Below are 23,496 nucleotides of genomic sequence, written 5' to 3'. Positions count from 1 at the left end.
CCGGCCGCCGTCGAACGTCTTTAGCTGATCTTCCGCCGGTAAGCGCCCATCGCGAAGACGTAGGCTAGGACGAGGATCCCAAGGCACCATGCGAAAGCGATCCAAATGTCGACGCCGACGGGCCGCTGCGCAAACAGGTCCTGGATGGTGTTGACGATCGAAGTGACCGGCTGGTTCTCGGCAAACGCACGCACGGGACCCGGCATGGTGTCCGTGGGGACGAACGCCGAACTGATGAACGGCAGGAAGATCAGCGGGTAGGAGAAGCCGCCGGCGCCGTCCACGGACTTGGCAGACAACCCGGCGATGACTGCGATCCAGGTGAGTGCCAGGGTGAACAGCGTGAGGATCCCGACGACGGCGAGCCACTCCAGCGGCCCGGCCGACGTCCGGAAGCCCATAAGAAGGGCCACCAAAACGATGATCGCGAGCGACAGCCCGTTGGCAACCAGCGACGTCAGGACGTGGGCCCACAGCACGGACGACCGCGCGATCGGCATGGACTGGAAGCGCTCGAAAATGCCGCTCTTCATATCGGCGAACAAGCGAACGGCGGTGTACGCGATGCCCGACGCGATCGCGATCAGCATGATTCCGGGAAGCAGGTAATTGATGTAGTTGTCGGCGTCCGTCCTGATGGCGCCGCCAAACACGTAGACAAACAGCAGCATGAGGGCGATCGGCGTGATTGCCGTGGTGATGATCGTGTCCACGCTGCGGAAGATGTGGCGCATGGACCGCCCCAGCAGGATGGCAGTGTCCCCGAAGAAGTGCTTGCTCATGACCGGCCCTCCCTTGATGCGACGCCGGATGCGACACTCGACCCGGCCCTGCTGTCCTTCCCCACCAGTGCGAGGAAGATGTCCTCCAGGGTCGGCTGCTTCTCGACGTACTGGACTTCCGCCGGCGGGAGCAACTGCTTCAGCTCCGCGAGGGTCCCATCAGCGATGATCCGTCCCTCATGAAGAATGCCAATTCGGTCTGCGAGCTGTTCGGCCTCGTCGAGATACTGCGTGGTCAGCAGAACGGTGGTCCCCTGGCTGGCGAGATCCTGCACCACCTGCCACACTTCGATGCGCGCTTCAGGGTCGAGTCCCGTCGTCGGCTCATCGAGGAAGATCACCTTCGGCTGCCCGATCAGGCTCATGGCGATGTCGAGACGGCGCCGCATGCCTCCCGAATACTCGGACACCTTCCGCGATCCTGCATCGGCCAGGTTGAAGCGCGCCAGCAGATCATCCGCCACGTTGCCGGGGTTTTTCAGGTGCCGCAACCTGGCAACGAGCACAAGGTTCTCCCGGCCTGAGAGGACCTCGTCCACCGCTGCGAACTGTCCGGTGAGACTGATGGATTCCCGGACCCGGAGCGGCTCCTTCAGCACGTCGAACCCGCTCACGGTGGCCGTGCCGGCGTCGGGCCTTAAAAGTGTGGACAGGATCCTCACCATGGTGGTCTTTCCTGCTCCGTTCGAGCCGAGAAGGGCGAAGATGCTGCCCGGAGCCACGTCGAAATCCACACCGCGCAGCACCTGCAAAGACTTGTACGACTTCTCCATGCCCTGCACGCGGATCGCGGGCTCGCGATCCCGCGGCGCAGTGGTGCTCATGGGACTTCCTCCTCTTTCGTGATGCCTCCGATGGCCTCGGTGAGCCGTTTCCGCTCCTTGTTGATCCACTGCCCCTCCGAGTAGTTCTGGAGGAACGTCTCCGCGAACTCCACGGGGTCCTCCCCGACGACTTCCCGGATCGGGGTTCCGCTCGCCGCACTCTGCTCGAAGAGATCCGCCAGATCCTCCAGCATCTTCACCAGGGTCTCCCCCTTCGTGATCGCCCCGAAGTACGTCAGGTACCGCTCCAGCGCCTCGAGCGCTGTGCGGTAGTTTGCGGGAAGCTGCTTCGCGCGCGCCTTGTACTGCCGGTACTGCTTCTTCTGTTCGAGCGAGCCAGTGACCTGCTCAATCCATCCCGTGGCCATGTCTATTTCCCTCCCTCTCGGAGCTGTTCGAGCCGCTCGGCCAGAAAGCTCCATGTTCTCCAGAACTCCTCCAGGTACTCGTCGCCCTGGGTGTTGAGCGTGTACACCTTGCGCGGAGGGCCCTTCTCTGACGGACGCTTCTCGACGTCGACAAGGCCCTTTTGCTCGATCCTCACCAGCAGCGCATAGACCGTGCCCTCCGCGATATCGGCGAATCCCTTCTCCCTGAGCAGCGTCGTGATCTCGTATCCATACGCCGGCTTACCGGTCAGGAGGGCAAGAACGATGCCCTCCAGCGTCCCCTTGAGCATCTCCGTCATTTGCTTGCCCACCGGACACCTCCTCCAGCTACTTAGTACTACTAGCTACCAGTACATAGTAACGCTAAGTAGACGAAGCGCAAGGGTGCCAAAGTGAGAGAGCGTTTAGCGCACGACGGCGAAAGCTGAGAGAGCGTTTATCCACCCGAACGCTCCCGCAGATCCCGCCGCCTCCACCCCCAACGCTCCCGCAGATCCCGCCGCCTTCACCCGAACGCTCCCGCAGATCCCGCCGCTACCCGTTGACGGTGGCTGTCACTACCGTGAAAAGCCTGAAGTAGTTGGGGCATACGCTCAATTTCTCGTCAGCGGGAACACGCGCACCGTCCAAGATCACGTTGGCCCCGGCGGACAGGGATGAACCGTCCGGCAATGCCAGTGACTCGCCCTTGAACACAGTGCCTTCAGGGAAGACCAGCGTTGTTTCTTCCCCGCCGCGGGTCCGCACCACGATGCATCCGGCCCTATCCGCGGCAAGACTGCCGATGAGCTGACCGCTTGCCTCGGGAGCGGACGACACCCCGGCGTGCACCACGGCTTTCTTGCCTGCGGCACTCTGGACCACCGTCGTCGGCATTTCCTGCTGAACCGAAGGGACAGCCGACGCGGGAGCAGGATCCCCCTTCGGCGCTGAACATGCCGAAAGCAAAAGCGCGGCAATCGCGGCTAAACCGAAGGCAGCGCGGTGAATCATCGTTGGTCCCCTCATTTTCGACGCCGATTCCTAGGCCAGCATAGGAGCCCTGGCGGCCCGCGTCGCCGGCATGTCAAACTGCCGCGGCGCGCGGCAGGACCTTCCCACGCCGGCCGCGGCCGAATACGGTAATGCCTGACGACCCGATTAGGAGGAGCCAATGCGCAAGGTGACCGCCGGACTGTTCCACTCCGTGGATGGCGTGGTGCAGGACCCGTTCAATTTCCAGTTCGACAGCTTCGATGAGGACCTCGGCAAGGGTCTGACCAAGATGATCAACACCGTGCACACCGTCGTGCTCGGACGGGTCAGCTATCAGGAGTGGGCGGGGTACTGGCCCAACGCCTCCCAGGACGAGGACTTCGCCGCCTTCATCAACCCGGTGGAAAAGTTCGTCGCATCGCGCACCCTGTCGGAACCGCTCGAATGGCAAAATTCGCACCTGATCGGGGCGCCGCTCGAGGAGTTCATCACCGATCTCAAAAAGCGCGACGGCGGCGAGATCGCCGTATGCGGCAGCATCTCGGTCACCCGGCAACTGCTGTTCGCCGGCCTCCTCGACGAGCTGACCCTCATGACGCATCCCGTGGTGGCCGGCAGCGGGCGGCGGCTGTTCGAGGACGGCGATCCGCTGACCAGGCTGGAACTGAAGGACCAGTACAGGACCAGCAAGGGAAACGTCGTCAGCACCTACAGCGTTCGCAACGACTGACGTGTGGACACTTCGGGCTGCCCGGCCCCGTCAGGTCCGGATGGTCCTGAGTGCGGTTGACCAGGAGATGAGCTGGTCCAGCAGCGGCTTCAAGGCTTCTTCAGCGTCATCACTCGGTGTGAAGACGGTGTAGTTCTCGAACTCTGACGCGAAGGGCAGCGCCACCTGGGCGCGGACGCCTGCCATCTGCAGCTCCGCCGTGATCAGGCGGAGGTTTTCGACCGCCCGAACTCCCCCGGCACTTCCGTAGCTGACAAATCCCGCGGCCTTGTTGTTCCACTCGGCATAAAGGAAGTCCAGCGCGTTCTTCAGTGCACCGGGAACGGAGTGGTTGTATTCGGCGGTCACGAAAATGAAGCCGTCGAAGCGGGAGATTGCCTCCGCCCAGACCTTCGTGTGCTCGTGGGTGTACTGACCCATCGATGGCGGTATGGGCTCATCCAGCAGCGGAAGGTCGTAGTCCGCCAGGTCAAGCAACTCGAAGTCCGCGCCTCCCCGGGCACTGGCCCTGGAATACACCCACTCCGCCACCTGCCTGCTGCGGCGCTGCGGACGCGTGCTGCCGATAAGCACCGCTATCTTCACCATGATTCGCTCCCGTTCATTCCGGTAATTCCTTGATACAGCGGCGCAGGCGGTGACGCCATAGCCAGGCCCCGGCTGCGCAGACCTGAGTGAGGACGCGTCCGGGAAAAGACGACGAAACGTGAGGACGCGTCCGGGAAAAGACGACGAAAGGTGAGGACGCGTCGGGGAAAAGGCGGCAAAAAGTGAGGGAGCGTTCTGATCTCGCCATGCCCGGATCATGTCGCCCAATGCAACTGAGTTGTCCCAGTTGCAACCATTCACACCTCTAGAGTGAAGCGATCCCTCGCCATTCAGCGACACTCCAGCATCCGGATGGACGAGACGCTCGCCAGCTAAAACCAAAAATGCCCATTGACGGGTGAGCCGGGTCACGCCTAGTCTGGTGCAACAGCGTTGCAACACAAGCAACCCCAAGCTTTCATTGGTGGACACATGGAACACCCGATAACCCAGACGGCCGGAGCAGCAGAGCCGCTGACCGGCCACGCCAGCCCAGCCAGCCAGCCCAACGAGGCACCCCACTCCGGCGACGGGGTCAGCAAAGACACCCGACGCCGGGTCATCACCGCGAGCTTCATCGGCAACTTCGTCGAATGGTTCGATTACGCCGTCTACGGCTACCTGGCCGGCATCATCTCCACGGTCTTCTTCCCGGAGGCCGACCGCCAGACAGCACTGCTGGCAACCTTCGGCGTCTTCGCCATCTCCTTCTTCGTCCGGCCCCTGGGCGGCTTCTTCTGGGGCCACATCGGCGACCGGCTGGGACGGCGGAAAGCGCTGTCGCTTTCGATCGTCATCATGTCCGTGGCCACGTTCTGCATCGCCCTGATCCCCGGCTACGGCACTATTGGCGTCCTGGCGCCGGTCCTGCTCCTGCTGGTCCGCGTCGTCCAGGGGTTCTCCGCCTCGGGCGAGTACGCCGGCGCCTCAGCTTTCCTGGTGGAGTACGCACCGGCACATCGGCGCGGACTCTATGCCGCCGTCGTACCCGCAAGCACCGCGGCGGGACTTCTGCTGGGAAGCCTGCTCGCCGCACTCCTGACCGCAACACTTAGCGAAAGCCAGCTGCACGACTGGGGCTGGCGCCTGCCGTTCCTGCTCGCCGCCCCGATGGGCCTGATCGGCCGGTACATCCGCACCAAGCTCGAGGACACCCCCGCGTTCCGCGCCCTCTCGCAGGAGGAGCACGGCAAGGCACCCGCCCGGGACATGTTCCGGAACAACAGGCGGCAGCTCATCATCGCTACCGGCGCGGTGCTGCTGAACGCCGTCGGCTTCTACGTCATCCTCAGCTACATGCCCACCTACCTCGCCGAGGAACTGGGTTTCGGCGCCGGCGAGTCGTTCCTGGCCACCACAATCGCGCTGGCCAGCTACATCGGCTTCATCTTCCTTACGGGCATCGCCTCGGACAGGTTCGGCCGCAAGCGCATGCTGATCACCGCGTCCGTGCTCTTCATGCTGCTGACCGTGCCGGCGTTCATGCTCCTGGACACGGGCAACTTCCTGGTGATCGTCCTGGTCCAGATCCTCCTGGGCGGCATGCTCACCCTCAACGACGGCACGCTGCCCAGCTTCCTGGCCGAGCTCTTCCCCACGAAGACGCGGTACAGCGGGTTCGCCGTCAGCTTCAACCTCTCCAACGCCCTGTTCGGCGGCACCGCCCCGTTCATGGCCACGCTCCTCATCGGCCTCACGCACAACAAGCTGGCCCCTGGCTGGTACCTCGTGGCCGCCTCACTGGTTTCCCTCATCGCAGTCCTGTTCGCCGTGGAGACTTCCAAGAAGCCCCTGCAGCAGCACTGACACCACACCCACCCAAGAAAGAAAAGGAACAAGCATGACCATCACCGAGAACCTCCCCCGTCGCGGCGACGCTGTCAACGACGTCGCCAAGCTCGAGCGCCTCAAGGTCCTCAACAACGGCGAGAAGGTCACCCTGACTTTCTCGAATGAAGAGTTCGAGCGCCGCCTCGCCGGCCTGCGCAGCATCATGGCCGAGAAGGACCTGGACGCCGTCGTCCTGACGAGCTACCACTCGATCAAGTACTACTCCGACTTCCTGTTCACCTACTTCGGCCGCTCCTACGCCATGGTGGTCACCAAGGAGGACACGGTCACCGTCACCGCAAATATCGACGCCGGCATGCCCTGGCGCCGCAGCTACGGCGACAACCTCGTGTACACCGACTGGCGGCGAGACAACTTCATCCACGGGATCCAGGAGGTACTGCGCACCCGCGGCATCAGCGTCCGCCGGCTCGGCGTCGAGGACGACTCCCTGCCGCTGGACAACCGCAACAAGATCCAGGCCGCGTTCGAATCCGCCACCCTGGTGGACGTGGCCCAGGCCGCAATGCGCCAGCGCATGATCAAGTCCGCCGAGGAAATCGAGGTCATCAAGCACGGCGCCCGCATCGGCGACCTTGGCGGCGAAGCCATCCGCAACGCCATCACCGCCGGCATCACCGAATACGAGGTGGCCCTCATCGGCACCGAGGCCATGGTGCACGAGATCGCCCGCACGTTCCCCAACTCCGAGATCCGCGACACCTGGGTGTGGTTCCAGTCCGGCATCAACACCGACGGCGCGCACAACTGGGCCACCACCCGGAAAATCCAGGAACACGACATCCTGAGCCTGAACTGCTTCCCCATGACCTCCGGCTACTACACGGCCCTGGAGCGGACGTTGTTCTACGGCGAACCGGATGCCCGCTCGCTCGAACTGTGGAACATCAACGTCGAGGTCCACCGGCGCGGCCTGGAACTCATCAAGCCCGGCGCCGTCTGCAAGGACATCGCCGCCGAGCTCAACGAGATCTACGTGTCCCACGGCCTGCTCGCCAACCGCACCTTCGGCTACGGCCACTCCTTCGGCGTCCTCAGCCACTACTACGGCCGCGAAGCCGGGCTCGAGCTCCGCGAAGACATCGACACCGTGCTCGAACCGGGCATGGTGGTCTCCATGGAACCGATGATCACGGTCCTCGAGGGCCAGCCCGGCGCGGGCGGCTACCGCGAGCACGACATCCTCGTGGTGGGCGAGGACGGCGCCGAGAACATCACCAAGTTCCCGTTCGGCCCCGAATACAACATCATCAGCGCCTAACGCCCTCGGGTAACAAACAATCAGGGCATGCCCTCCCCGGGCAACCGTTGTCGTCAAGGCTATTGATTTAGCAGCCTTGGGTTAAGTACGACGACGGCGGCCGGCCGGGAGGGCATGCCCACCCCCGCTTCCGCTCGGCAACATTGACCGGAAGCACGACAGCGAAGAAATATAGTGAACACCATGACTCCCCCGGCAACACCCGCGAAGCCAGCCCCCGACTCCGGCAAGGACGCCGGCAACGAAGCCGCCAACGGCGACGCCCGCGGCGCCTCGGTGATCGTCAACGCCATCGCCGTGCTCCGCAGTTTCACCGCGGACGAGCCGATGCTGGGCGTCACGGAAATCGCCAGCCGGGTTGGCCTGCACAAGAGCACGGTGTCCCGGATCCTGGCCACGTTCGAGCAGGAGCACCTGGTGGAGCGGGACCCGGACACCCGCCGCTTCCGCCTGGGGCTGGGCCTGATCGCAGTGGCCGGCCCGCTGCTGGCCGAGCTCGAGGAACGCCGCGTGGCCTACCCCGTGCTGCGGGAACTCACCGAACGGACCGGCGAGACCAGCGCCCTGATGGTGTGGAACGGCACGGAGTCGATGTGCGTGGAGCAGATCGCCAGCCGCCAGCAGGTCAAGCACACCACCCCGCTCGGTGCCCGGTACAACGACGCCCTCAGTGCCTCGGTCCAGATCTTTCTTGCCGGCGAACAAACCGAACGAGTGAGCACCATGCTCCGCAGCGGCACCATCATCCTGCCCGGCCTCGACGGCCACTCCGTCGAGGAGTACCTGCAGCGGCTCGAGGACGTCAGCAAGCGCGGCTGGGCCATCAACTACGGCGAGACGTCCATCGAGGAGGTTGGCATCGCGGCACCCGTTTACGACCACCGCGGCGACATCGCGGCCGCCGTCCTCATCCCCGCACCCAAGTTCCGGGTTTCCCCCGACACCCTGCAAAGCCTCGGCGAAGCCTGCGCGAGCGCGGCCCGGCAGGTCACGCAGCGACTGGGCGGGGTGGCTCCAAAGCAGCGCCGGAGCGCCTAAGGACCGCAGCAGCGACTGCGCACCACCGCAGCACGTAAGAACCACAGGCAAAGCCCGCACCTTTTCGCGCTGAAAGGTGCGGGCCCGCCGTCGTACTTTAACTTTGGTGACGCAAGCCCGGCGGGGATCAGCCGTCCGAGCCGGCCGGCGCAGTGGTGGGCGTGTAGCCCTCGAGCTTGAGCGCGGCGTCCGCGTACTTGTTGGTGAAGGTGCCGCCGAAGGTCACCTTGGAGGTGTCCACGCCGTTCTGCTTCTCCATTGCGAAGATGGTCTTGGGGCCGCCAGCCGGCATGAGGCCATCCGGCAGGAACTGTCCCTTGTCCGTGTCCAGCGCCTTGACGTACTGGTCCTTCGAGATGGTGCTGTTCTGGACGAAGGTGGAGGGCAGCTTGTCCGCGATCTCCGCGGCCGAGTGGGTGCTGATCCAGTGCATGGTGTCCACGAGTGCGTTGACAACCTTCTGGGCCTCGGCTTCGTGGGAATTGACCCAGTCGGCCTGTGCCAGCACGCTGGCCGCGGGCCAGGAGCCGCCGAGCGCGGCCTTGGTGCCGTCCGCGGTCGCCAGGTCGATTGCCGAGACGGCGAGGTTCTTGCTCTCCAGCGCGCCGACTGTGGGCTGGGTGGTCATGACGCAGTCGGCGGAGCCGCGCTGGATGGCCGCGATGGCGGTGGCTCCGGCGCCCACGGCGATGGTGTGGTAATCGTTCTTCGTGACTCCGGCCTTGGCCGCGATGAACTGGGTGAGCTCATCGGTGCCGGAGCCGAGGTCGGTCACGCCGACGGTCTTGCCCCTGAGGTCCGCGCCCGAGTGGACGTTGGCTTTGGGGCTGCACATGATGCGCTCGCCCGGTGCGCTGGAGAGCTGCACGAGGTCGATGACGTTCTTGCCCTTGGACTGGAAGTCGACCGTGTGGATGTACCACGCACCGGCCATGTCCACCTGGCCGGATGCCATGGCTTCTTCCGCCCCGACGCCGCCGTGCTGCTCGGTGGAGAGTTCCACCTTCACGCCGTACTTCGTGTAGTAGCCGAGGCTTTCCGCCAGCTGGTAGGGCAGGTAGATCTGCTTGTCGATGCCGCCCACCATGAGCTTGACCGTTGGCATCGTCGAGGTGTCCGCTGACGCGGTGCTGCCGGAACCGCTGGAGGCGGGCGAGCTGGCCGAGGTGCCGCCGCCGCAGGCAGCTAGGCTGAGGGCGACCACGCCCAGGGCAGTAGCGGCGTAGATCTTGTGCTTCATCATTGGGGCACTTTTCCTTTTTCTCTTCTGGATGTTGCTGTGTGAATTTCGGGGAGTTCGTTGGACGGCCGGGGCGTCAGATGGCCTGGGCTTCGGAGCGGTTTGGGGGCCGCCACTTCAGGAGGGAGTGTTCCAGCAGGCTGATCAGGTACTCGGCGGCGAGCGTGATCACCGCGATGATCACCATGCAGGCGAACACGGTGTTCGGGTCGAAGGTGCCCTGAGCCTGGCTGATGATCAGGCCGATGCCCTGCTGGGCGCCGAGCACCTCCGCGACGAGCGCGCCGATGATCGCGAAGCCGAAGGCCGTGTGGAGGCTCGCGATGATCCACGTCATCGCCGAGGGAATGGTTACGTGGATGGCCACCTGGACCGGTGATGCACCGAGCACCCGGACGTTCGCGACCAGGTTCTGGTCCACCTCACGCACGCCCTGGAAGGCGTTGAAGAAGACAACGAAGAAGACCAGCACTGCGGCGAGCAGAACCTTCGGGAAGACGCCGAGGCCGAAGGCCACGATGAAGATCGATCCGAGGACGATGCGGGGAATTGAGTTCACGATCCGGATGTAAGGCCCCACGACGGCCGAGAGGTACTTGTTCGAGCCCAGCAGGAGTCCGAGGACGACGCCGACGAACGTGCCGAGAAGGAAGCCCAGGCACGCCTCCTGCATGGTGATCCAGAGGTTCTCCCAGATGGTGCCGAAGGCCGTTCCCTCGGTGAAGAGCTTCACGAGGCTGTTCCAGATCTCGCTAGGCTGGCCGAAGAAGAACGCATCCACCCAGCCTTCCGAGGTGAACCACTGCCAGCCGCCGATTACTGCCACGGCGAGGACGGCGCGGCCCACCCAGATCGCCGTGGTGCGGCGCCGGTACTGCGTTTTGCCGGACTGCGCGGCCGCGGCCTGCTGCTGTTGCTGCTGCGGGTTCACCGTTTCCTCCTGCACAAGAGTGGTCATGCTGCTGCACCTGCCGTCTTGGCGTAGGCGCGGGTGACCTCGTCCTTGAGCGATTCCCAGATCTGGCCCTGCAGTTCGAGGAAGCGCTCCTCGTGGCGGATTTCCTGGACATTTCCGCGCGGCCGGGGCAGGTCGATGTCGAAAACGTCCTTGACCGTTCCGGGGCTGCTGGTCATGATCACCACCCGGTCGGAGAGCGCCACGGCCTCGTCGAGGTCGTGGGTGATGAAGAGGACCGAGGGCCTGAGCTCCTCCCAGAGCTTGAGCAGCTCGTTCTGCATGATGGCCTTGGTCTGCACGTCGAGCGCACCAAACGGCTCGTCCATGAGCAGGATCCTCGGATTGTTGATGAGGGCGGCGGCCATGGCAACGCGCTTGCGCATTCCGCCAGAGAGCTGGTGCGGGTAGCGGTCCTCAAAGCCGGCCAGCCCGACACGGCGGATCCAGTCCCTCGCGAGCAGGGTGGCCTCGCGCTTGGGGGTTCCCAACAGCACCGGTCCCATCATCACGTTGCTCAGCACGCTCTTCCACGGGAAGAGCGCATCCGCCTGGAACATGTAGCTGACGCCGTCCGTGACGCCCTCGACGGCCTGGCCGCCGACGCGCACAGAGCCCTGGCTGGGACGCTCCAGCCCGGAGACCTGTGCCAGCGTGGTGGACTTGCCGCAGCCCGTGGGGCCGACAATCGAGCAGAACTGCCCGGGTTCCACAGCAAGCGTCACATCCTGAATCGCGGTGAACGTCTCACCCTTCGGCGTGAGGTAGCGCTTGGTCAGCCCCGCGATATCAATGCCGGCATCCTTGCCGCCATCCGCTGGTGGGCGGATTCGATGGTTTACACCCATGGCGTAAAGCCTCTCTGTTGTCTGCGCCAGCCGCCTCATTTGCGGCGACGCCTTTGTCCGGTGGATCCTTGAGCCATGCCTTCGACAGTTCGTCCTTTGTGACATGAGTCATGATCAGTGCACCTACCGTAGAAAGGACTGCCGGGTCAGGGCCACGCTTGCGTGCCTTGTGAGGGTTATTAGCCTTCATTCAGGTTTTGAACCTTTTGATCGGAATGCCGTCCGGGGCGCCCGGAATGCCGCCCTCGGCCGGGCAGGATGCGGGCGGTGAGCAGCCCGAAGGCGTGGTGGGGCGCCCGGCCGCTCGCTTCCCAGATCCTTGTGTGGACGCTCGTGCTGATCGTGGTCACGGTGGGACTGGGCGGGCTGGTGACCAACCGCATCACCGGCCAGGTCCTCGATGACCAGTTCCGGCTGCGGGCCCTTGGCGTCGCGGAATCCGTGGCGCAGATGCCGGAGGTCGCGACCGGCGTGGCCACCGGCGATCCGGGCCACCAGATCCAGGGCATAGCCGAGCGTGTGCGCACGCGCGCGGAGACGGACTACGTGGTAGTCACGGACCGGGACGGCATCCGCTTCTCCCACCCCACGCCGTCGCTCATTGGAAAGCGGCTCGAAGAGCCGGTGGCCGTGCTCGACGGCCAGACCCATGTGGGCACGGACCACGGCAGCCTGGGCGACTCCGCCAATGCGAAGGCGCCGATCCTGGATGCGGCGGGGAACGTCGTCGGACAAGTCTCGGTGGGCATCCTCGAGACCACCGTCAGCGTGGAGCTTGAACGGGACGCCGGCATCGTGGGCGGGTCCTCGGTGCTCATCCTCCTGATCGGCGGTGCGGGCTCGTTCCTGCTGGCGCGGGCAATCAAGCGCGCGACGTTCGGACTCGAACCGTCGGAGATCGCCTCGCTCCTGCAGGAGCGGGAGGCCCTGCTGCACGGTATCCGCGAGGGCATGGTGGGAATTGACGACGCCGGCCGGGTCACCGTGATCAACGGCGAGGCCCGGCGCCTGCTGCGCCTCGAAAACACGCCGCTCGACCGCCCGGTGGAGGAGCTTATCCCGGAGGGACGGCTCCGCGACGTCCTCACCGGCGAGGCGCCCGGCGCCGATCAGACGATCATCACCGACGACTCCCTCCTCGTGGCCAACCGCATGCCGGTGAGCGTGGGCGGCCGGAGCGTGGGCGCCGTCGTGACCCTGCGCGACCGCACCGAAGTGGAAGCGCTGGTGCGGGACCTGCGTGCGTTGGAAGGGCTGATGGCTGCCCTGCGTGCGCAGGAGCACGAGTATGCAAACCGGATGCACACGGTGGGCGCGCTCCTCCATCTGGGCGACATCGAGCAGGCACGCACCTTCATCTCGGGCATCGCGGACACGTCGCGCTCCCTCGGCGAGGGCCTGCGCGCACGGATCGAGCCGCCCGAGCTCGCGGCGCTCATCTATGCAAAGATCACGGTGGCCGCGGAGCAGGACGTGAGCGTGGCGGTCTCCGACGAATCACGGCTCCGCGAACCGGGGCTCGGAACGCAGGATCTCCTGACCATCGTGGGGAACCTGCTGGACAACGCGGTCGACGCCGTCTCCAGCCTTTCGGGTCCACGGGAAGTGACGCTTACCCTGGATGACTCCGCCGGCGTTTTCGTCTCGGTGACCGACAGCGGTCCGGGCGTGCCTGCAGAGGCGGTGGACGACGTCGTACGCGACGGCTTTACGACGAAAACCGAACGGGCGGGGCAGGCTGGCGGCCCGGCGCTGCGGCGCGGCATAGGCTTGGCGCTCGTGGCGAGGATCGTGCGCCGCGCAGGTGGCACGATGGATGTGTTCGCCGGGCCAGGCGGACGCTTCGAAGTATGGATTCCGAAAGGCGGGGCAGAAGGATGATCCGGGTGCTGGTTGTCGACGACGACTACCGCGTGGCGCGGCTGCACGCCGCCCAGGTGGCGCGCGTTCCCGGGTACGAGTGCGTCGGTGAGGCGCACACCGTTGCCGAGGCGCGCGCCGCGATCGCGAGGCAGCGCCCCGACCTCCTGCTCCTGGACGTCTACCTGCCGGACGAGGACGGCATCTCGCTGCTGCAGTCGCTGCGCGAGGCGGGTGAGGACGTGGACGTCATCATCATCACGGCGGCGCGCGACGTCGGGACCGTGCGGGCGGCGATGCGCGGCGGGGCGGTGTACTACCTGGTGAAGCCGTTCGGGTTCGAGCAGCTCGCTGAGCAGCTGCGGGCCTACCAGAAGTGGCGTGCGGACGCCGAGTCCCGGCGGATCACCGGGCAGACGGACGTGGACGCGCTGTTCGCATCCCGGCGGGCTTCTGTGGCGCCCGCAGCCGGCACCAGCTCCGCGAGGCGCCTCCCGCCGACCATGCAGAAGGTGCTCGACGCCGTGGTGGCGGCCGGCCGGCCCCTGGGCGCGCAGGACGTCTCGGACCTGATCGGCATCTCGCGGCCCACCGCACAGCGCTACCTGAGCGAGCTGGAACGCAAGGACCGTGTGGCACTCCACCTCGAGTACGGCACCACCGGGCGGCCGGTGAACACCTACATCCCCGCCGATACCCGCTAGCTCCGCTCCACCACGCTATTTTGAGTGCCTGGCCCCCGTCTTCCTCGTTACTTCCTCAGCGGCAACGATGGCAGGAGCCGCGGTGGAGCTCGATGCTGCAGAGCCCGAGGAGGCCGGTGCCGGCGCCGCCGCGGGAGCGGCTGCTGCCGTCGGAGCCGGAGCCGGTGCTGCCGCATTCGGCGCCGCGGAGGCTGTGGGTGAAGGGGCCGGGGCAGGAGTAACTGCCGGTGCCGGCGCGGCGGTCGGAGCCGGAACCGGAGCGGACGCCTTCGGTACGGGAGCAGCCGTAGGCGCGGGAGCAGGGCTTGCCGGCGTGGTTGCGGGGGCGGGCGTGATGGCCGGTGCCGGAACTGGTTTGGGCGCGGGTGCAGGCTCAGGCTTTGGTGCCAGCGTGCTTGGCTTCGGCGCCGGAGCCGGGGTCACCGGCTTAGGCACGGTCACTTTCGGCGCAGTAACCTTCGGCGAGGGGACCGGCGCTGCGTGCTTGGGCGCAGCCGCCTTGTTTGCCGGAGCCGGTGCGGCGTGCTTAGGTGTGGCTGCCTTGTGTGCCGGAGCGGCGGCCCGCCGAGAGGAGGGCTTCGCTGCGGAAACAGACGCTTTGGCAGTCTTGAAGGACTTGGCCGTCGAAACGCTGCTTGCCGATGTCCCGTGCTCGTCGTTGACCGCCGCAGCGCGAGCGCTGGCCCCGACCGGGACAGCCCAATTCGGCGTTTCCGTAACGGTGCCGGAATTCCGGTAGTCGGTCATCGTGATGTTGGCGACTGGCCCCGAATGGCGAAGCCGCACCAGGGTCCAGTTGTCGGGGTCCGTGTGTTTGCCGTTCAGGATGGTTTCGAAGTGCAGGTGGCATCCGGTTGATGAGCCCGTGGTCCCGACCTTGGCGATGAGTTGCCCCACCTGGACTGTCTGGCCCTTCTTTACGCCGATGCCCTCAAGGTGGTTATAGGTAGTGATCAGGCCGTTGCCGTGGTCGATTTCCACTCGGTTGCCGCCACCCCACGGGTGCCATCCCACTGCCCGCACCACGCCCGCATCGGCTGCGTAGACGTTAGTTCCGCAGGCGGCCGCAAAGTCCTGGCCCCAGTGAAACTCACCTGCCACGCCGGAAATTGGACTGGTCCGCAGTCCAAAGTGCGAGGTGGGAACCAGGACCTCCAACGGCGCCATCAGACTTCCGGCCGCGGGGCGCCGCACCTTGGTTGAAACCACATCGAGCTTTTCACTCACTGGCTTCGCTTCGCTAAAGACCACGGTGCGACTGTAGGACAGCAACGCATCCGCAGAGGCCGAGACGGCACCGGTGTTCGAAACGACAAGGCTTGAACCTGGGACGCTCGAACCCGAGCCCTCAGCAGCCTCAGCCACGGCAGCGGACACGAGAGGCGCGTTGACGGCGACGTCGGCAGCCTGCTCGCCGGGCGCCTGCCCGGACGAAAGAACCGGGCCGGTGCTCTGGAATCCCAAGGCATAGACCGCCAGGAATGCCGTGCCAGCGCCAACCCGAACGGCACGACTCAGGACGGCAGGACGCAGGATCTGTGGTGTGTGCCGGACAGCGGCTGGCGCCAGATGCTTTGACATTAGATCTCCCCATGAAGGCCGCCGGATGCTGGTGGATGACGGCATGCTCCTAACATGGGAGCATGCCGGGCAGGCCAGCGAAACCGCTACGGCCGCATATGTGGATAAGCTCGGAAAATCTTGACCGGGACCTACCCCTAAGTGCGCAAATCTTCGGCTGACGTTGAGGAATCCCGATGCGCCCACACCGAGACCGGCCCGGCACAAAGTAGGTCGCAGCACAGGGCGGTCTCAGCGCTGGGAACGCCCTGAGCTGCGACATAGTTGGGTCAGCGGCGGAGCCCCTGGGAAACCACGCCGGGACCAAGAAAAAACCCGTAGTCGCCGGCACCGGACCGGAGTATTCTGTACAGCGCCCGGCCTGTGACGCCCGGCCAGCCCCCGTCAAGAAAGCAGCGGGCAGTGGCGCCCCCTCCCGGCAACCAGAAGCAAGCAGCGGGAACCAGAAGCATCCAGAAGCAACTAGGAACCAACAGGAACCAATAAGAACAAGAGTCAATGAAGACCGCCTAGGAGGGCCCCATGCCTTCATCGAACAGCACCCCCATCCCCCAACCGCCCACGAAACCACTGGTAGGCAACCTGCCTGATATCGACTCGTCCAAGGGAATCCTGGGCATCGTCGACGTGGCCGAGGAGTACGGCCCCATCGTCCGCATCCAGGTTTTCAACCGCAGCATGATCGCCGTTTCGTCCCAGGAGCTCGTCAACGAGATTTGCGATGACACCCGCTTCGGCAAGGTGCTCGGCGTGTCCCTGCGCCAGGTGCGGGACTTCATCGGCGACGGTCTGTTCACGGCCGAAACCGAGGAGCCCAACTGGCAAAAGGCGCACCGCATCCTGATGCCCGCGTTCGGACCGAAGGCCCTGACCAAGATGTTCGCCGGCATGGACGACATCCTGGAGCAGTTGCTGCTCAAGTGGGAGCGGCTGGGCCCCGCGGCGAAGATCGACGTTGCGGACAACGCCACCCGGCTGACCCTGGACACCATCGCCCTGTGCTCGTTCAGCTACCGGTTCAACAGCCTCTACCGCGAGGAGATGCATCCGTTCATCGGGGCCATGGTCCGTGCCCTGAGTGAGTCCCGCGACAGGTCCACCAGGCTGCCGGTGCAGAACAAGCTCATGATCCGCAAACGGCACCAGCTGGAGGAGGACAACGCGCTGATGCTCGAGGTGGCCGAGCAGCTCATCAGCGACCGGCGCCGCAACCCGAGTCCAGAAGGCAGCGAGGACATCCTGGACACGATGCTCAACGCCGCGGACCCGGTGACCGGCGAGCGCCTGCCGGAGAGCAACGTCCGCAACCAGATGGTCACCTTCCTGGTGGCCGGGCATGAGACCACCAGCGGGCTGATCACCTTCATGATGTACGAGCTGCTGCGGCATCCGGAGGTCATGAAGAAGGCCCGTGCCGTCGTCGACGAGGCGCTGGGAACGGAAGCCGCCCGGTTCGAGCACCTGCCCAAGCTGGGGTACCTGGACCAGATCCTCAAGGAGACGCTCCGGCTGTGGCCCACCGCCCCGGCGTTCAACGTGGCACCCTACGAGGACACGGTGATCGGCGGCAAGTACGAGATCGCCAAGGGACAGACCCTCATGGTCCTGATCCCGCAGCTGCACCGGGACAAGGCGGCGTGGGGCGAGGACGCCGAGCTCTTCAACCCGGACCGGTTCTCCCCCGAGCGCGTCGAATCCATCCCGGCCAACGCGTGGAAGCCGTTCGGCAACGGCCAGCGCTCGTGCATTGGGCGCGGGTTTGCCCTGCAGGAGGCCCAGCTGTTCCTGGCCAAGGCCCTGCAGCGGTTCGACATCACGGCCGCCGATCCGAACTATGAGCTGCACATCAAGCACACCCTGACCATGAAGCCGGAAGGGCTTTTTATCCACGTCCGACGGCGGGACGTCCGTATCGACGCAGCGGCAAGTGCCGCCGTCGGGCAGTTGGACAGAGGGCTGGGAACCGAGGAACAGCCCCGGACGGCGGAGGCGCTGGCGGTTGCCGCCGCCAACGGCGTTCCGGTGCGCGTGCTGTACGGCTCGAACGCGGGCACGTCCCGTGATTTTGCGCAGCGGATAGCGAACGACGCCGGGCGGCGGGGCTACAGCCCCACCATAGCCTCGCTGGACGAGGCGGCCGGCGGGCTGCCTACGGTGGGGCTGGTCGCCGTCGTCGCTTCCTCCTATGAGGGGATGCCGCCGGACAATGCCAAGAAGTTCATGACCTGGACCGAAAGCCTGCAGCCGGGCAGCCTCGCCGGGGTGCGGTACACGGTGTTCGGCAACGGCAACCGGGACTGGGCGCGGACCTACCAGGAGGTGCCCAAGGCCATTGACGCGCGGTTCGAGGCGGCCGGCGCCGATCGGGTCTACGAACGCGGCGAAGCGAACGCCCGCGGCGACTTCTTCGGCGACTTCGAGGAGTGGTACGCGGGATTCTGGCCGGCGGTGGACGGGGCCCTCGGTCAGCGGACCAGTGCGCCCAAAGGCCAGCCGCAGCTGGAGGTCCAGTTCGTGGGCAACGTCCGGGACACATTCCTGCGGCAAACCGATCTGTCGGTGGGCACGGTCGTCGTCAACCGGGAACTGGTGGACCTGACCAAGCCCGACGCCCGGTCCAAGCGGCACGTGGAGGTCGCACTGCCGGAGGGCATGGGCTACCGGGCCGGGGACTACCTGGCTGTGCTGCCGCTGAACCCGGCAGACCTGGTGCAGCGGGCCCTGACGCGCCTCAGCCTGGACTACGACTCCCACGTGGTGCTGTCCATGGAGCACGGGGACACGTTCCTGCCCACCGGCGCGCCTGTGGCCGTGGGCGAGCTGCTGAGCAGCTACGTGGAACTCGCGGTTCCGGCCACCCGGCCCCAGCTGGAGCAGCTGGCCGAGGTGGCGGCGGACCCGGCCGAGCGCGCGGCGCTGGAGGCGCTGGCGCAGGACCGGGACCGGCACGCTGCGGAGATCGTGGACAAGCGCGTCTCGCTGCTGGACCTGCTGGAAACATACCCGTCGTGCCAGCTACCGTTCACGACGTTCCTGCAGCTTCTCACCCAGCTGACCCCGCGGCGGTACTCCATCTCGTCGTCGCCGCTCTGGAGCCCTGACCACGCGACCCTGACGTTCGCCGTCATCCAGGCGCCGGCATGGTCCGGACGCGGGACGTTCGAGGGGGCGGCGTCCACGTATCTGGCCCAGGCGCGGCCGGGATCGCGGATCGCGGTGACGGTGCGGCCGTCGAACGCTGCCTTCCACCCGCCGGAGTCCCTGGCCATGCCGGTGATCATGGTGTGCGCCGGGACCGGGCTGGCGCCGTTCCGCGGCTTCGTGCAGGACCGGGCGCTGCGGGCCCAGGCCGAGGACATCAGGCCGGCAAAGTCCCTGCTGTTCTTCGGCTGCCGCGCCCCGGACACCGACTACCTCTACCGGACGGAACTCGAATCCTGGGCGGAGCAGGCCAACCTGGACCTGCGGCCGGTCTTCTCCAAAGCGCCGACCGACGGGCAGAAGTATGTCCAGCACCGGCTGTGGGCGGACCGGGCGGACGTCAAGGAACTGGTGCAGCAGGGGGCCACGGTGTTTGTCTGCGGCGACGGAAAGCACATGGCGCCGGAGGTCCGCGAAACCTGCGAGCGCATCTACCAGGAAGCCACCGGCGCTTCCGAGGCGGACGCCGACGCCTGGATGGACGAGGTGGAGCGCACGCACGGCAGGTACGTGGCGGACATCTTCACGTAGGAGGTTGCTTTAGGTCGGAGCGTGGCCTGTCCGCCGTCTTGGTCTGGGGGCGGCCGGGCCACGAGTTTTAGTCCCGGGCGAGCTCCGCGTGGAGCTTCTGGACCCGGGCCTTGATGTCGTCCCGGACCAGCCGCATGCGTTCCATGCCTTCGATGCCGCGCTCCGAAGGCTCGTCCGTTTCCCAGAACTCGAAGCGGGTCCCCTCGTGGGCCTCCAGCTTGGCTTCCGTTCCCAGCACCACCACCACGTCGACGGCGTCCAGCACCTCATCCGTGAGGGGCTTGGGGTGCTCGCCGGTGATGTCCACGCCGAGTTCGGTCAGGGATTCCACGGCCTGCGGGTTGAGGCACGCGCCGGGTTTGGTGCCCGCCGAGTAGACGGTGATGTCCCCGCCGGCGAGCTGCTTCATCAGGCCGGCGGCGAGCTGGGACTTCCCGCCGTTCTTGCTGCAGACGAACAGCACGGACGGGGTTGTCTGGGTGGCGGGAGTTTGGTTGGTCATGAGTGCGATGATTCCTTTGTGGGTGAGGCGGCCAAGGTTCTGGCCCGGTCGGGCGGCCCAACTGGGTCGCAGTTGGGGGCGTTCTCAAGGCTCAGAACGCCCTCAGCTGCTACCCAGTTGGGCGGGGCGGCTGGGGATTAGCAGCAGCCCTGCCCGTCGTCGCAGCAGTTGTCGTCGCAGCAGCCCGAGTCGCCGCAGCAGCCGGTAGTCATTCAGCTCACCTCCTCCGGGTTCGGGGTTTTGAGGTTGGCTAGGCCGGGGTCAGTGAGGCGATCAGCGCCTCGACGCGGGTCTTGATCTCGTCGCGGATGGGCCTGACGGAGTCGACGCCCTTGCCGGCCGGGTCCTCCAGAACCCAGTCCTCGTAGCGTTTGCCCGGGAAGGAGGGGCATTCGTCGCCGCAGCCCATGGTGATGACCACGTCGGAGTCCTGCACTGTCTCAGTGGTGAGGATCTTGGGGATCTCGGCGGACATGTCGATGCCCACCTCTGACATGGCTTCCACGGCGGACGGGTTGACCTTGTCGGCGGGCTGGGATCCGGCGGAACGGACCTCGATGGCGCCCTGGGAGAGGCTGCTGAGGAACGCTGCGGCCATCTGGGAGCGGCCGGCGTTGTGGACACAGACGAACAGGACGGAGGGCTTCTGGCTCATGAGAGCACCTTTCGGTCAGCCGCCGGTGCCGCGGACGTTGCGGCGGCGGCGGAAGTTGCGAGGGTGGGGTAAAGGAAGCGGACCAGGACGTACCCGACGGCGCCGCCGGCCAGTTGCGCCAAAACGAACGCCGGAGCCGACGACGGCGCGATGCCGGCAAAGCTGTCAGTGACGGTTCTGGCTATGGTCACCGCCGGGTTGGCGAAGCTGGTGGAGCTGGTGAACCAGTACGCGGCCATGATGTAGCCGCCGACGGCGAACGCCACCCTGTCCGCCCTGCCGGACCGGACCGTGCCGAAGACAACCAGCAGCAGCCCCGCGGTGGCGATGACCTCCCCCAGCCACAAACCCGCGCCCGTCCGTTCATGCGTGGAGAACGTCACCGCGTCGAGGCCGAACATCGCATTCGCCAGAACGGTGCCGGCAAGGCCACCAAGAAGCTGGGCGCCGATCAGGCCCACTGCGGTTCCGGTGTCGAGCATGCCCAGGGCCCGTTCAACCAGGGTCACCACCGGGTTGAACGATGCCGAGACCGGCTGCAGCGCAACGATCAGCGCCACCAGTGCGGCGCCGGTGGCGAGGCTGTTCTGCAGAAGCTGCAGCCCGGCGTCGTCCGGGGACAGCCGTGAGGCCATCACACCGGACCCCACCACGGCCATCACCAGAAAGGCAGTGCCAAGGAACTCCGCCGTGGCCCGGCGTGCCAGCCCGTTCACTGTGCCTGTCCCCCGATCAGCGCCGCCAGGTTTTGCAGCGCCTCGGTCCGGGCACGGTAGTAAACCCAGACACCGCGCTTTTCACGGTCCAGCAAACCCACCTCGTGCAGGAGCTTCAGGTGGTGGCTGATGGTCGGCTGGGACAGCTCGAACGCGTCATTGAGGTCGCAGACGCAGGCCTCGCCGCCCTCGTGCGAGGCGACCAGGGACATCAGCCGCAGCCGGACCGGGTCAGCCAGCGCCTTCAGCAACGGGGCGATCTGCACCGCCTCGTTCTCGGACAGGGGCTCCCGCGCCAGCGGGGAACAGCAGGCGACCGTTTGGACCGGGGTCAACTCCAAAGACATAGACACATGTAAATATTTACACTCATCTATGTCTTAGGGCAACCCCGAATGCCTCCTGCCTATCGGCCAGTAGCGGCGGCCGGGTTCCCTCCCATTCACTCCGGGAGATCGCATACTCGACGTCGCCGTGTTCATCACCCGGGATGGACACGGGCCAGTCCGCGACGAAGGAACGGACGAGGCGCATCCCGGATTTCTCCATCACCCGTCGCGAGCCCGTGTTCACTGCCATGGTCGAGGCAACCACCCGTTGCACGCCGAACTCGGTAAACCCCTTGGCGATCAGCGCGCGGGAGCCCTCGGTGGCGTATCCCTTTCCCCATGCCTCGCAGCGCAGCCGGTAGCCAAGTTCCGGCTGGTCGGGCGGGTCGCCGGGGGCTGGCCGGTAGTGGAACCAGCCGAGGAAGTCCCCGGTCGATTTCTCCACCGCGGCCCAGAATCCGTAGCCGGCGAATTTCCGGTAGTAGCCCAGGAACGCCGGAAGGTACTCGCCTTCAATCTCTTCCCGCGGCGTGGGCGCGCCGCCGGTGATGTACCGCATCACCCGCGGATCGCCGTCGAGCTCCACGAGCAGGTCTGCGTCGTCAGCAGTGAACTGCCGCAGCACCAACCGCTCGGTCTCCAGGAATATGGGCATGCGGGAATTCTCGCACTCGGCACAGGCAGGGAGCTACTTGCCGGTCAGGTCCTTCCGGCGGAACGTCCCGGCGATGGATAGCTTGCGGCCGTATTCGATGGAGCCGTACCGGAACAGGTGCACGGCCAGGCGCAGGATGAGGATGCCCCCGATGAACACCTCGGCGATCACGATGGCTGATTCGACGGGGCCCAGGGTCCCGAATCCGTTGCGGAGCAGCGCGGTGACGGGGGCGGTGAGCGGGAAGTAGGTGAAGACCTGCACGATCAGGGCTGTCGGGTCGCTGATGATGAGGCTGACGGCGTAGAAGGGCACGAAGATGAGCGCCATCAGCGGGCCGAAGATGGTGCCGGCTTCCTTGGCCGTGGGCATGATCGCGCCGATGGCCACGAGCACGCCGGTGAACAGCGTGAACCCGCCCAGCAGCAGCAGCGCGCCGGTGATCATCGGGACGGGCTCGAACACCAGGGAGGACAGGTCGAGGTCGGGCAGGGCCACCGAGTCGCGGAACAGGAAGTAGGCGACGGCGATCGGCGTGAGGAACACTCCTATCTGGAGGAGTCCGACGGCGAACAGGGAGATGATCTTGCCGGTGATCAGGGTGGTGGGGTTCAGGGTGGTCAGGATCATCTCCGTGACCCGGTTTTCCTTCTCCTCAAGCGTGCTGTTAAGCATCTGGTTGGACAGCAGGATGATGCTGACGTAGAAAATGACCAGGAACAGCAACGGCGGTATCACTGAGCCGATCCCTCCGGAGACCCGGCCGTCCCGGTACGTTTCGGCGTCGAACTTCACTCCCCCGCTCAGCGCGGCGGTGACTTCCGGTGAATTGACCCTGGACTGGGCAGCGGTGACCAGCAGGTGCTTGGCCACGGCCTCATACTTGCCGTTCTCGAACATGCCCTTGTCCGCGCCGTAGACCTTCACCGGCTCGGTGGCGGGATTCGCCGGGTAGGCGAAGTACGCCTCGCTGCTGCCGTCCTTCACGGACTGGAGCGCGGCGCCGGGGTCGGCGGTCAGGGTCCCGCCGACGGCCTGTGCCAGCGGTGCGGGGATGAGGCCCGCGGCGTCGGTGTAGGTGAAGGTCAGAGCCGAGTTCTTCTGGGCGTCGGCGTTTGCCGAGGTGCTGGAATTGCTGGCGTAGACGAGCGCGAAGATGATCGCGAAGACCACCGGGATGGCCAGGGTGGCGATCACGAACCCGCGCTTCTTGATGGTGCGCACGAATTCGAACCCGACGACGGTACCCAGGTTGTGCTGTTTGAATGCTGTCCGTGCCAT

23 protein-coding genes are annotated in these 23,496 nt (G+C 65.8%); 7 read left to right on the top strand and 16 right to left on the bottom strand.

Annotated elements, in window-relative coordinates:
• Positions 1 to 20: 20 nt before the first annotated feature.
• From ACFQ50_RS00735 to ACFQ50_RS00715, 5 genes are all read right to left on the bottom strand, one after another.
• A complete protein-coding gene (locus ACFQ50_RS00735; RefSeq protein ID WP_377993594.1) occupies positions 21 to 782 on the bottom strand; it encodes an ABC transporter permease in 762 nt (253 codons plus the stop codon).
• Positions 779 to 1,606, bottom strand: coding sequence for an ABC transporter ATP-binding protein (locus ACFQ50_RS00730; protein ID WP_377993593.1), 828 nt, complete (start codon positions 1,604 to 1,606; stop codon positions 779 to 781). The genes ACFQ50_RS00735 and ACFQ50_RS00730 overlap by 4 nt, the downstream gene beginning before the upstream one ends.
• Complete coding sequence (locus ACFQ50_RS00725; RefSeq protein ID WP_377993592.1) at positions 1,603 to 1,974, bottom strand: DUF1048 domain-containing protein; 372 nt, start codon at positions 1,972 to 1,974, stop codon at positions 1,603 to 1,605. The genes ACFQ50_RS00730 and ACFQ50_RS00725 overlap by 4 nt, the downstream gene beginning before the upstream one ends.
• Before the next feature lie 2 nt (positions 1,975 to 1,976).
• The gene (locus ACFQ50_RS00720; RefSeq protein WP_377993591.1) at positions 1,977 to 2,306 is read right to left on the bottom strand and encodes a PadR family transcriptional regulator; all 330 of its coding nucleotides are present in this window, start codon (positions 2,304 to 2,306) and stop codon (positions 1,977 to 1,979) included.
• Positions 2,307 to 2,529: 223 nt separating this feature from the next.
• Entirely contained in the window at positions 2,530 to 2,871 is a 342-nt protein-coding gene (locus ACFQ50_RS00715) for a hypothetical protein (RefSeq protein WP_377993590.1), read from the bottom strand.
• Between the two features lie 277 nt (positions 2,872 to 3,148).
• On the opposite strand from ACFQ50_RS00715, the gene ACFQ50_RS00710 reads away from it, so the two are divergent.
• Complete coding sequence (locus tag ACFQ50_RS00710) at positions 3,149 to 3,700, top strand: dihydrofolate reductase family protein (RefSeq protein ID WP_377993589.1); 552 nt, start codon at positions 3,149 to 3,151, stop codon at positions 3,698 to 3,700.
• Between the two features lie 30 nt (positions 3,701 to 3,730).
• Here ACFQ50_RS00710 and ACFQ50_RS00705 read toward each other — a convergent pair whose 3' ends face one another.
• A complete protein-coding gene (locus ACFQ50_RS00705) occupies positions 3,731 to 4,288 on the bottom strand; it encodes an NADPH-dependent FMN reductase (protein ID WP_377993587.1) in 558 nt (185 codons plus the stop codon).
• 432 nt (positions 4,289 to 4,720) lie between these two features.
• Between ACFQ50_RS00705 and ACFQ50_RS00700 the strand changes: the two genes are divergently transcribed.
• The 3 genes from ACFQ50_RS00700 (at position 4,721) to ACFQ50_RS00690 (ending at position 8,438) form a co-directional block, all read left to right on the top strand.
• Entirely contained in the window at positions 4,721 to 6,094 is a 1,374-nt protein-coding gene (locus ACFQ50_RS00700; protein ID WP_377993586.1) for an MFS transporter, read from the top strand.
• Positions 6,095 to 6,128: 34 nt separating this feature from the next.
• Positions 6,129 to 7,400 carry an aminopeptidase P family protein gene (locus tag ACFQ50_RS00695; RefSeq protein WP_377993585.1) on the top strand — a complete coding sequence of 424 codons (1,272 nt, stop codon included), beginning with the start codon at positions 6,129 to 6,131 and terminating at the stop codon, positions 7,398 to 7,400.
• A gap of 183 nt (positions 7,401 to 7,583) precedes the next feature.
• On the top strand, positions 7,584 to 8,438 hold the full coding sequence (locus ACFQ50_RS00690; RefSeq protein ID WP_377993584.1) for an IclR family transcriptional regulator: 855 nt from the start codon (positions 7,584 to 7,586) through the stop codon (positions 8,436 to 8,438).
• 127 nt (positions 8,439 to 8,565) lie between these two features.
• On the opposite strand, the gene ACFQ50_RS00685 is transcribed toward ACFQ50_RS00690, so the two are convergent.
• From ACFQ50_RS00685 to ACFQ50_RS00675, 3 genes are all read right to left on the bottom strand, one after another.
• Positions 8,566 to 9,681 carry an ABC transporter substrate-binding protein gene (locus tag ACFQ50_RS00685; protein ID WP_377993583.1) on the bottom strand — a complete coding sequence of 372 codons (1,116 nt, stop codon included), beginning with the start codon at positions 9,679 to 9,681 and terminating at the stop codon, positions 8,566 to 8,568.
• A gap of 73 nt (positions 9,682 to 9,754) precedes the next feature.
• Positions 9,755 to 10,636: an ABC transporter permease gene (locus tag ACFQ50_RS00680; RefSeq protein ID WP_377993582.1), complete on the bottom strand. Its 882-nt coding sequence runs from the start codon at positions 10,634 to 10,636 to the stop codon at positions 9,755 to 9,757.
• Complete coding sequence (locus tag ACFQ50_RS00675) at positions 10,633 to 11,481, bottom strand: ABC transporter ATP-binding protein (RefSeq protein WP_377993581.1); 849 nt, start codon at positions 11,479 to 11,481, stop codon at positions 10,633 to 10,635. The genes ACFQ50_RS00680 and ACFQ50_RS00675 overlap by 4 nt, the downstream gene beginning before the upstream one ends.
• Positions 11,482 to 11,748: 267 nt before the next feature.
• On the opposite strand from ACFQ50_RS00675, the gene ACFQ50_RS00670 reads away from it, so the two are divergent.
• Both ACFQ50_RS00670 and ACFQ50_RS00665 read left to right on the top strand, forming a co-directional pair.
• Positions 11,749 to 13,362: an ATP-binding protein gene (locus ACFQ50_RS00670; RefSeq protein WP_377993580.1), complete on the top strand. Its 1,614-nt coding sequence runs from the start codon at positions 11,749 to 11,751 to the stop codon at positions 13,360 to 13,362.
• Positions 13,359 to 14,045: a response regulator gene (locus ACFQ50_RS00665; protein WP_377993579.1), complete on the top strand. Its 687-nt coding sequence runs from the start codon at positions 13,359 to 13,361 to the stop codon at positions 14,043 to 14,045. The genes ACFQ50_RS00670 and ACFQ50_RS00665 overlap by 4 nt, the downstream gene beginning before the upstream one ends.
• Positions 14,046 to 14,060: 15 nt before the next feature.
• On the opposite strand, the gene ACFQ50_RS00660 is transcribed toward ACFQ50_RS00665, so the two are convergent.
• A complete protein-coding gene (locus tag ACFQ50_RS00660; RefSeq protein ID WP_377993578.1) occupies positions 14,061 to 15,626 on the bottom strand; it encodes a M23 family metallopeptidase in 1,566 nt (521 codons plus the stop codon).
• 522 nt (positions 15,627 to 16,148) lie between these two features.
• Here ACFQ50_RS00660 and ACFQ50_RS00655 point away from each other — a divergent pair.
• Positions 16,149 to 19,358, top strand: a complete 3,210-nt coding sequence (locus tag ACFQ50_RS00655; protein WP_377993577.1) for a bifunctional cytochrome P450/NADPH--P450 reductase — start codon at positions 16,149 to 16,151, stop codon at positions 19,356 to 19,358.
• A gap of 67 nt (positions 19,359 to 19,425) precedes the next feature.
• Here ACFQ50_RS00655 and ACFQ50_RS00650 read toward each other — a convergent pair whose 3' ends face one another.
• The 6 genes from ACFQ50_RS00650 to ACFQ50_RS00625 all read right to left on the bottom strand — a co-directional run bounded on the left by ACFQ50_RS00650 (position 19,426) and on the right by ACFQ50_RS00625 (position 23,496).
• A complete protein-coding gene (locus ACFQ50_RS00650) occupies positions 19,426 to 19,860 on the bottom strand; it encodes a low molecular weight phosphatase family protein (RefSeq protein ID WP_377993576.1) in 435 nt (144 codons plus the stop codon).
• Between the two features lie 250 nt (positions 19,861 to 20,110).
• Entirely contained in the window at positions 20,111 to 20,515 is a 405-nt protein-coding gene (locus tag ACFQ50_RS00645) for an arsenate reductase ArsC (RefSeq protein ID WP_377993575.1), read from the bottom strand.
• A complete protein-coding gene (locus ACFQ50_RS00640; RefSeq protein ID WP_377993574.1) occupies positions 20,512 to 21,231 on the bottom strand; it encodes an aquaporin in 720 nt (239 codons plus the stop codon). Before ACFQ50_RS00640 ends, ACFQ50_RS00645 begins: the two co-directional genes overlap by 4 nt.
• A complete protein-coding gene (locus ACFQ50_RS00635; RefSeq protein ID WP_377993573.1) occupies positions 21,228 to 21,578 on the bottom strand; it encodes a metalloregulator ArsR/SmtB family transcription factor in 351 nt (116 codons plus the stop codon). Before ACFQ50_RS00635 ends, ACFQ50_RS00640 begins: the two co-directional genes overlap by 4 nt.
• Positions 21,579 to 21,600: 22 nt before the next feature.
• Positions 21,601 to 22,215, bottom strand: coding sequence for a GNAT family N-acetyltransferase (locus ACFQ50_RS00630; RefSeq protein ID WP_377993572.1), 615 nt, complete (start codon positions 22,213 to 22,215; stop codon positions 21,601 to 21,603).
• Positions 22,216 to 22,248: 33 nt separating this feature from the next.
• Positions 22,249 to 23,496 carry an ABC transporter permease gene (locus ACFQ50_RS00625; RefSeq protein WP_377993571.1) on the bottom strand — a complete coding sequence of 416 codons (1,248 nt, stop codon included), beginning with the start codon at positions 23,494 to 23,496 and terminating at the stop codon, positions 22,249 to 22,251.

The organism is Arthrobacter sp. NPDC056493 (assembly GCF_042795115.1).
Taxonomy (GTDB): domain Bacteria; phylum Actinomycetota; class Actinomycetes; order Actinomycetales; family Micrococcaceae; genus Arthrobacter.
This window is presented reverse-complemented; position numbering and strand designations above follow the sequence as displayed.

Coding starts and splice junctions, on each gene's coding strand:
- ACFQ50_RS00685 (WP_377993583.1), bottom strand. CDS start 9,681: ATGATGAAGCACAAGATCTACGCCGCTACTGCCCTGGGCGTGGTCGCC.
- ACFQ50_RS00625 (WP_377993571.1), bottom strand. CDS start 23,496: ATGGCACGGACAGCATTCAAACAGCACAACCTGGGTACCGTCGTCGGG.
- ACFQ50_RS00715 (WP_377993590.1), bottom strand. CDS start 2,871: ATGCCGACGACGGTGGTCCAGAGTGCCGCAGGCAAGAAAGCCGTGGTG.
- ACFQ50_RS00710 (WP_377993589.1), top strand. CDS start 3,149: ATGCGCAAGGTGACCGCCGGACTGTTCCACTCCGTGGATGGCGTGGTG.
- ACFQ50_RS00700 (WP_377993586.1), top strand. CDS start 4,721: ATGGAACACCCGATAACCCAGACGGCCGGAGCAGCAGAGCCGCTGACC.
- ACFQ50_RS00660 (WP_377993578.1), bottom strand. CDS start 15,626: ATGTCAAAGCATCTGGCGCCAGCCGCTGTCCGGCACACACCACAGATC.
- ACFQ50_RS00655 (WP_377993577.1), top strand. CDS start 16,149: ATGCCTTCATCGAACAGCACCCCCATCCCCCAACCGCCCACGAAACCA.
- ACFQ50_RS00665 (WP_377993579.1), top strand. CDS start 13,359: ATGATCCGGGTGCTGGTTGTCGACGACGACTACCGCGTGGCGCGGCTG.
- ACFQ50_RS00680 (WP_377993582.1), bottom strand. CDS start 10,636: ATGACCACTCTTGTGCAGGAGGAAACGGTGAACCCGCAGCAGCAACAG.
- ACFQ50_RS00735 (WP_377993594.1), bottom strand. CDS start 782: ATGAGCAAGCACTTCTTCGGGGACACTGCCATCCTGCTGGGGCGGTCC.
- ACFQ50_RS00725 (WP_377993592.1), bottom strand. CDS start 1,974: ATGGCCACGGGATGGATTGAGCAGGTCACTGGCTCGCTCGAACAGAAG.
- ACFQ50_RS00635 (WP_377993573.1), bottom strand. CDS start 21,578: ATGTCTTTGGAGTTGACCCCGGTCCAAACGGTCGCCTGCTGTTCCCCG.
- ACFQ50_RS00705 (WP_377993587.1), bottom strand. CDS start 4,288: ATGGTGAAGATAGCGGTGCTTATCGGCAGCACGCGTCCGCAGCGCCGC.
- ACFQ50_RS00675 (WP_377993581.1), bottom strand. CDS start 11,481: ATGGGTGTAAACCATCGAATCCGCCCACCAGCGGATGGCGGCAAGGAT.
- ACFQ50_RS00650 (WP_377993576.1), bottom strand. CDS start 19,860: ATGACCAACCAAACTCCCGCCACCCAGACAACCCCGTCCGTGCTGTTC.
- ACFQ50_RS00630 (WP_377993572.1), bottom strand. CDS start 22,215: ATGCCCATATTCCTGGAGACCGAGCGGTTGGTGCTGCGGCAGTTCACT.
- ACFQ50_RS00730 (WP_377993593.1), bottom strand. CDS start 1,606: ATGAGCACCACTGCGCCGCGGGATCGCGAGCCCGCGATCCGCGTGCAG.
- ACFQ50_RS00645 (WP_377993575.1), bottom strand. CDS start 20,515: ATGAGCCAGAAGCCCTCCGTCCTGTTCGTCTGTGTCCACAACGCCGGC.
- ACFQ50_RS00695 (WP_377993585.1), top strand. CDS start 6,129: ATGACCATCACCGAGAACCTCCCCCGTCGCGGCGACGCTGTCAACGAC.
- ACFQ50_RS00690 (WP_377993584.1), top strand. CDS start 7,584: ATGACTCCCCCGGCAACACCCGCGAAGCCAGCCCCCGACTCCGGCAAG.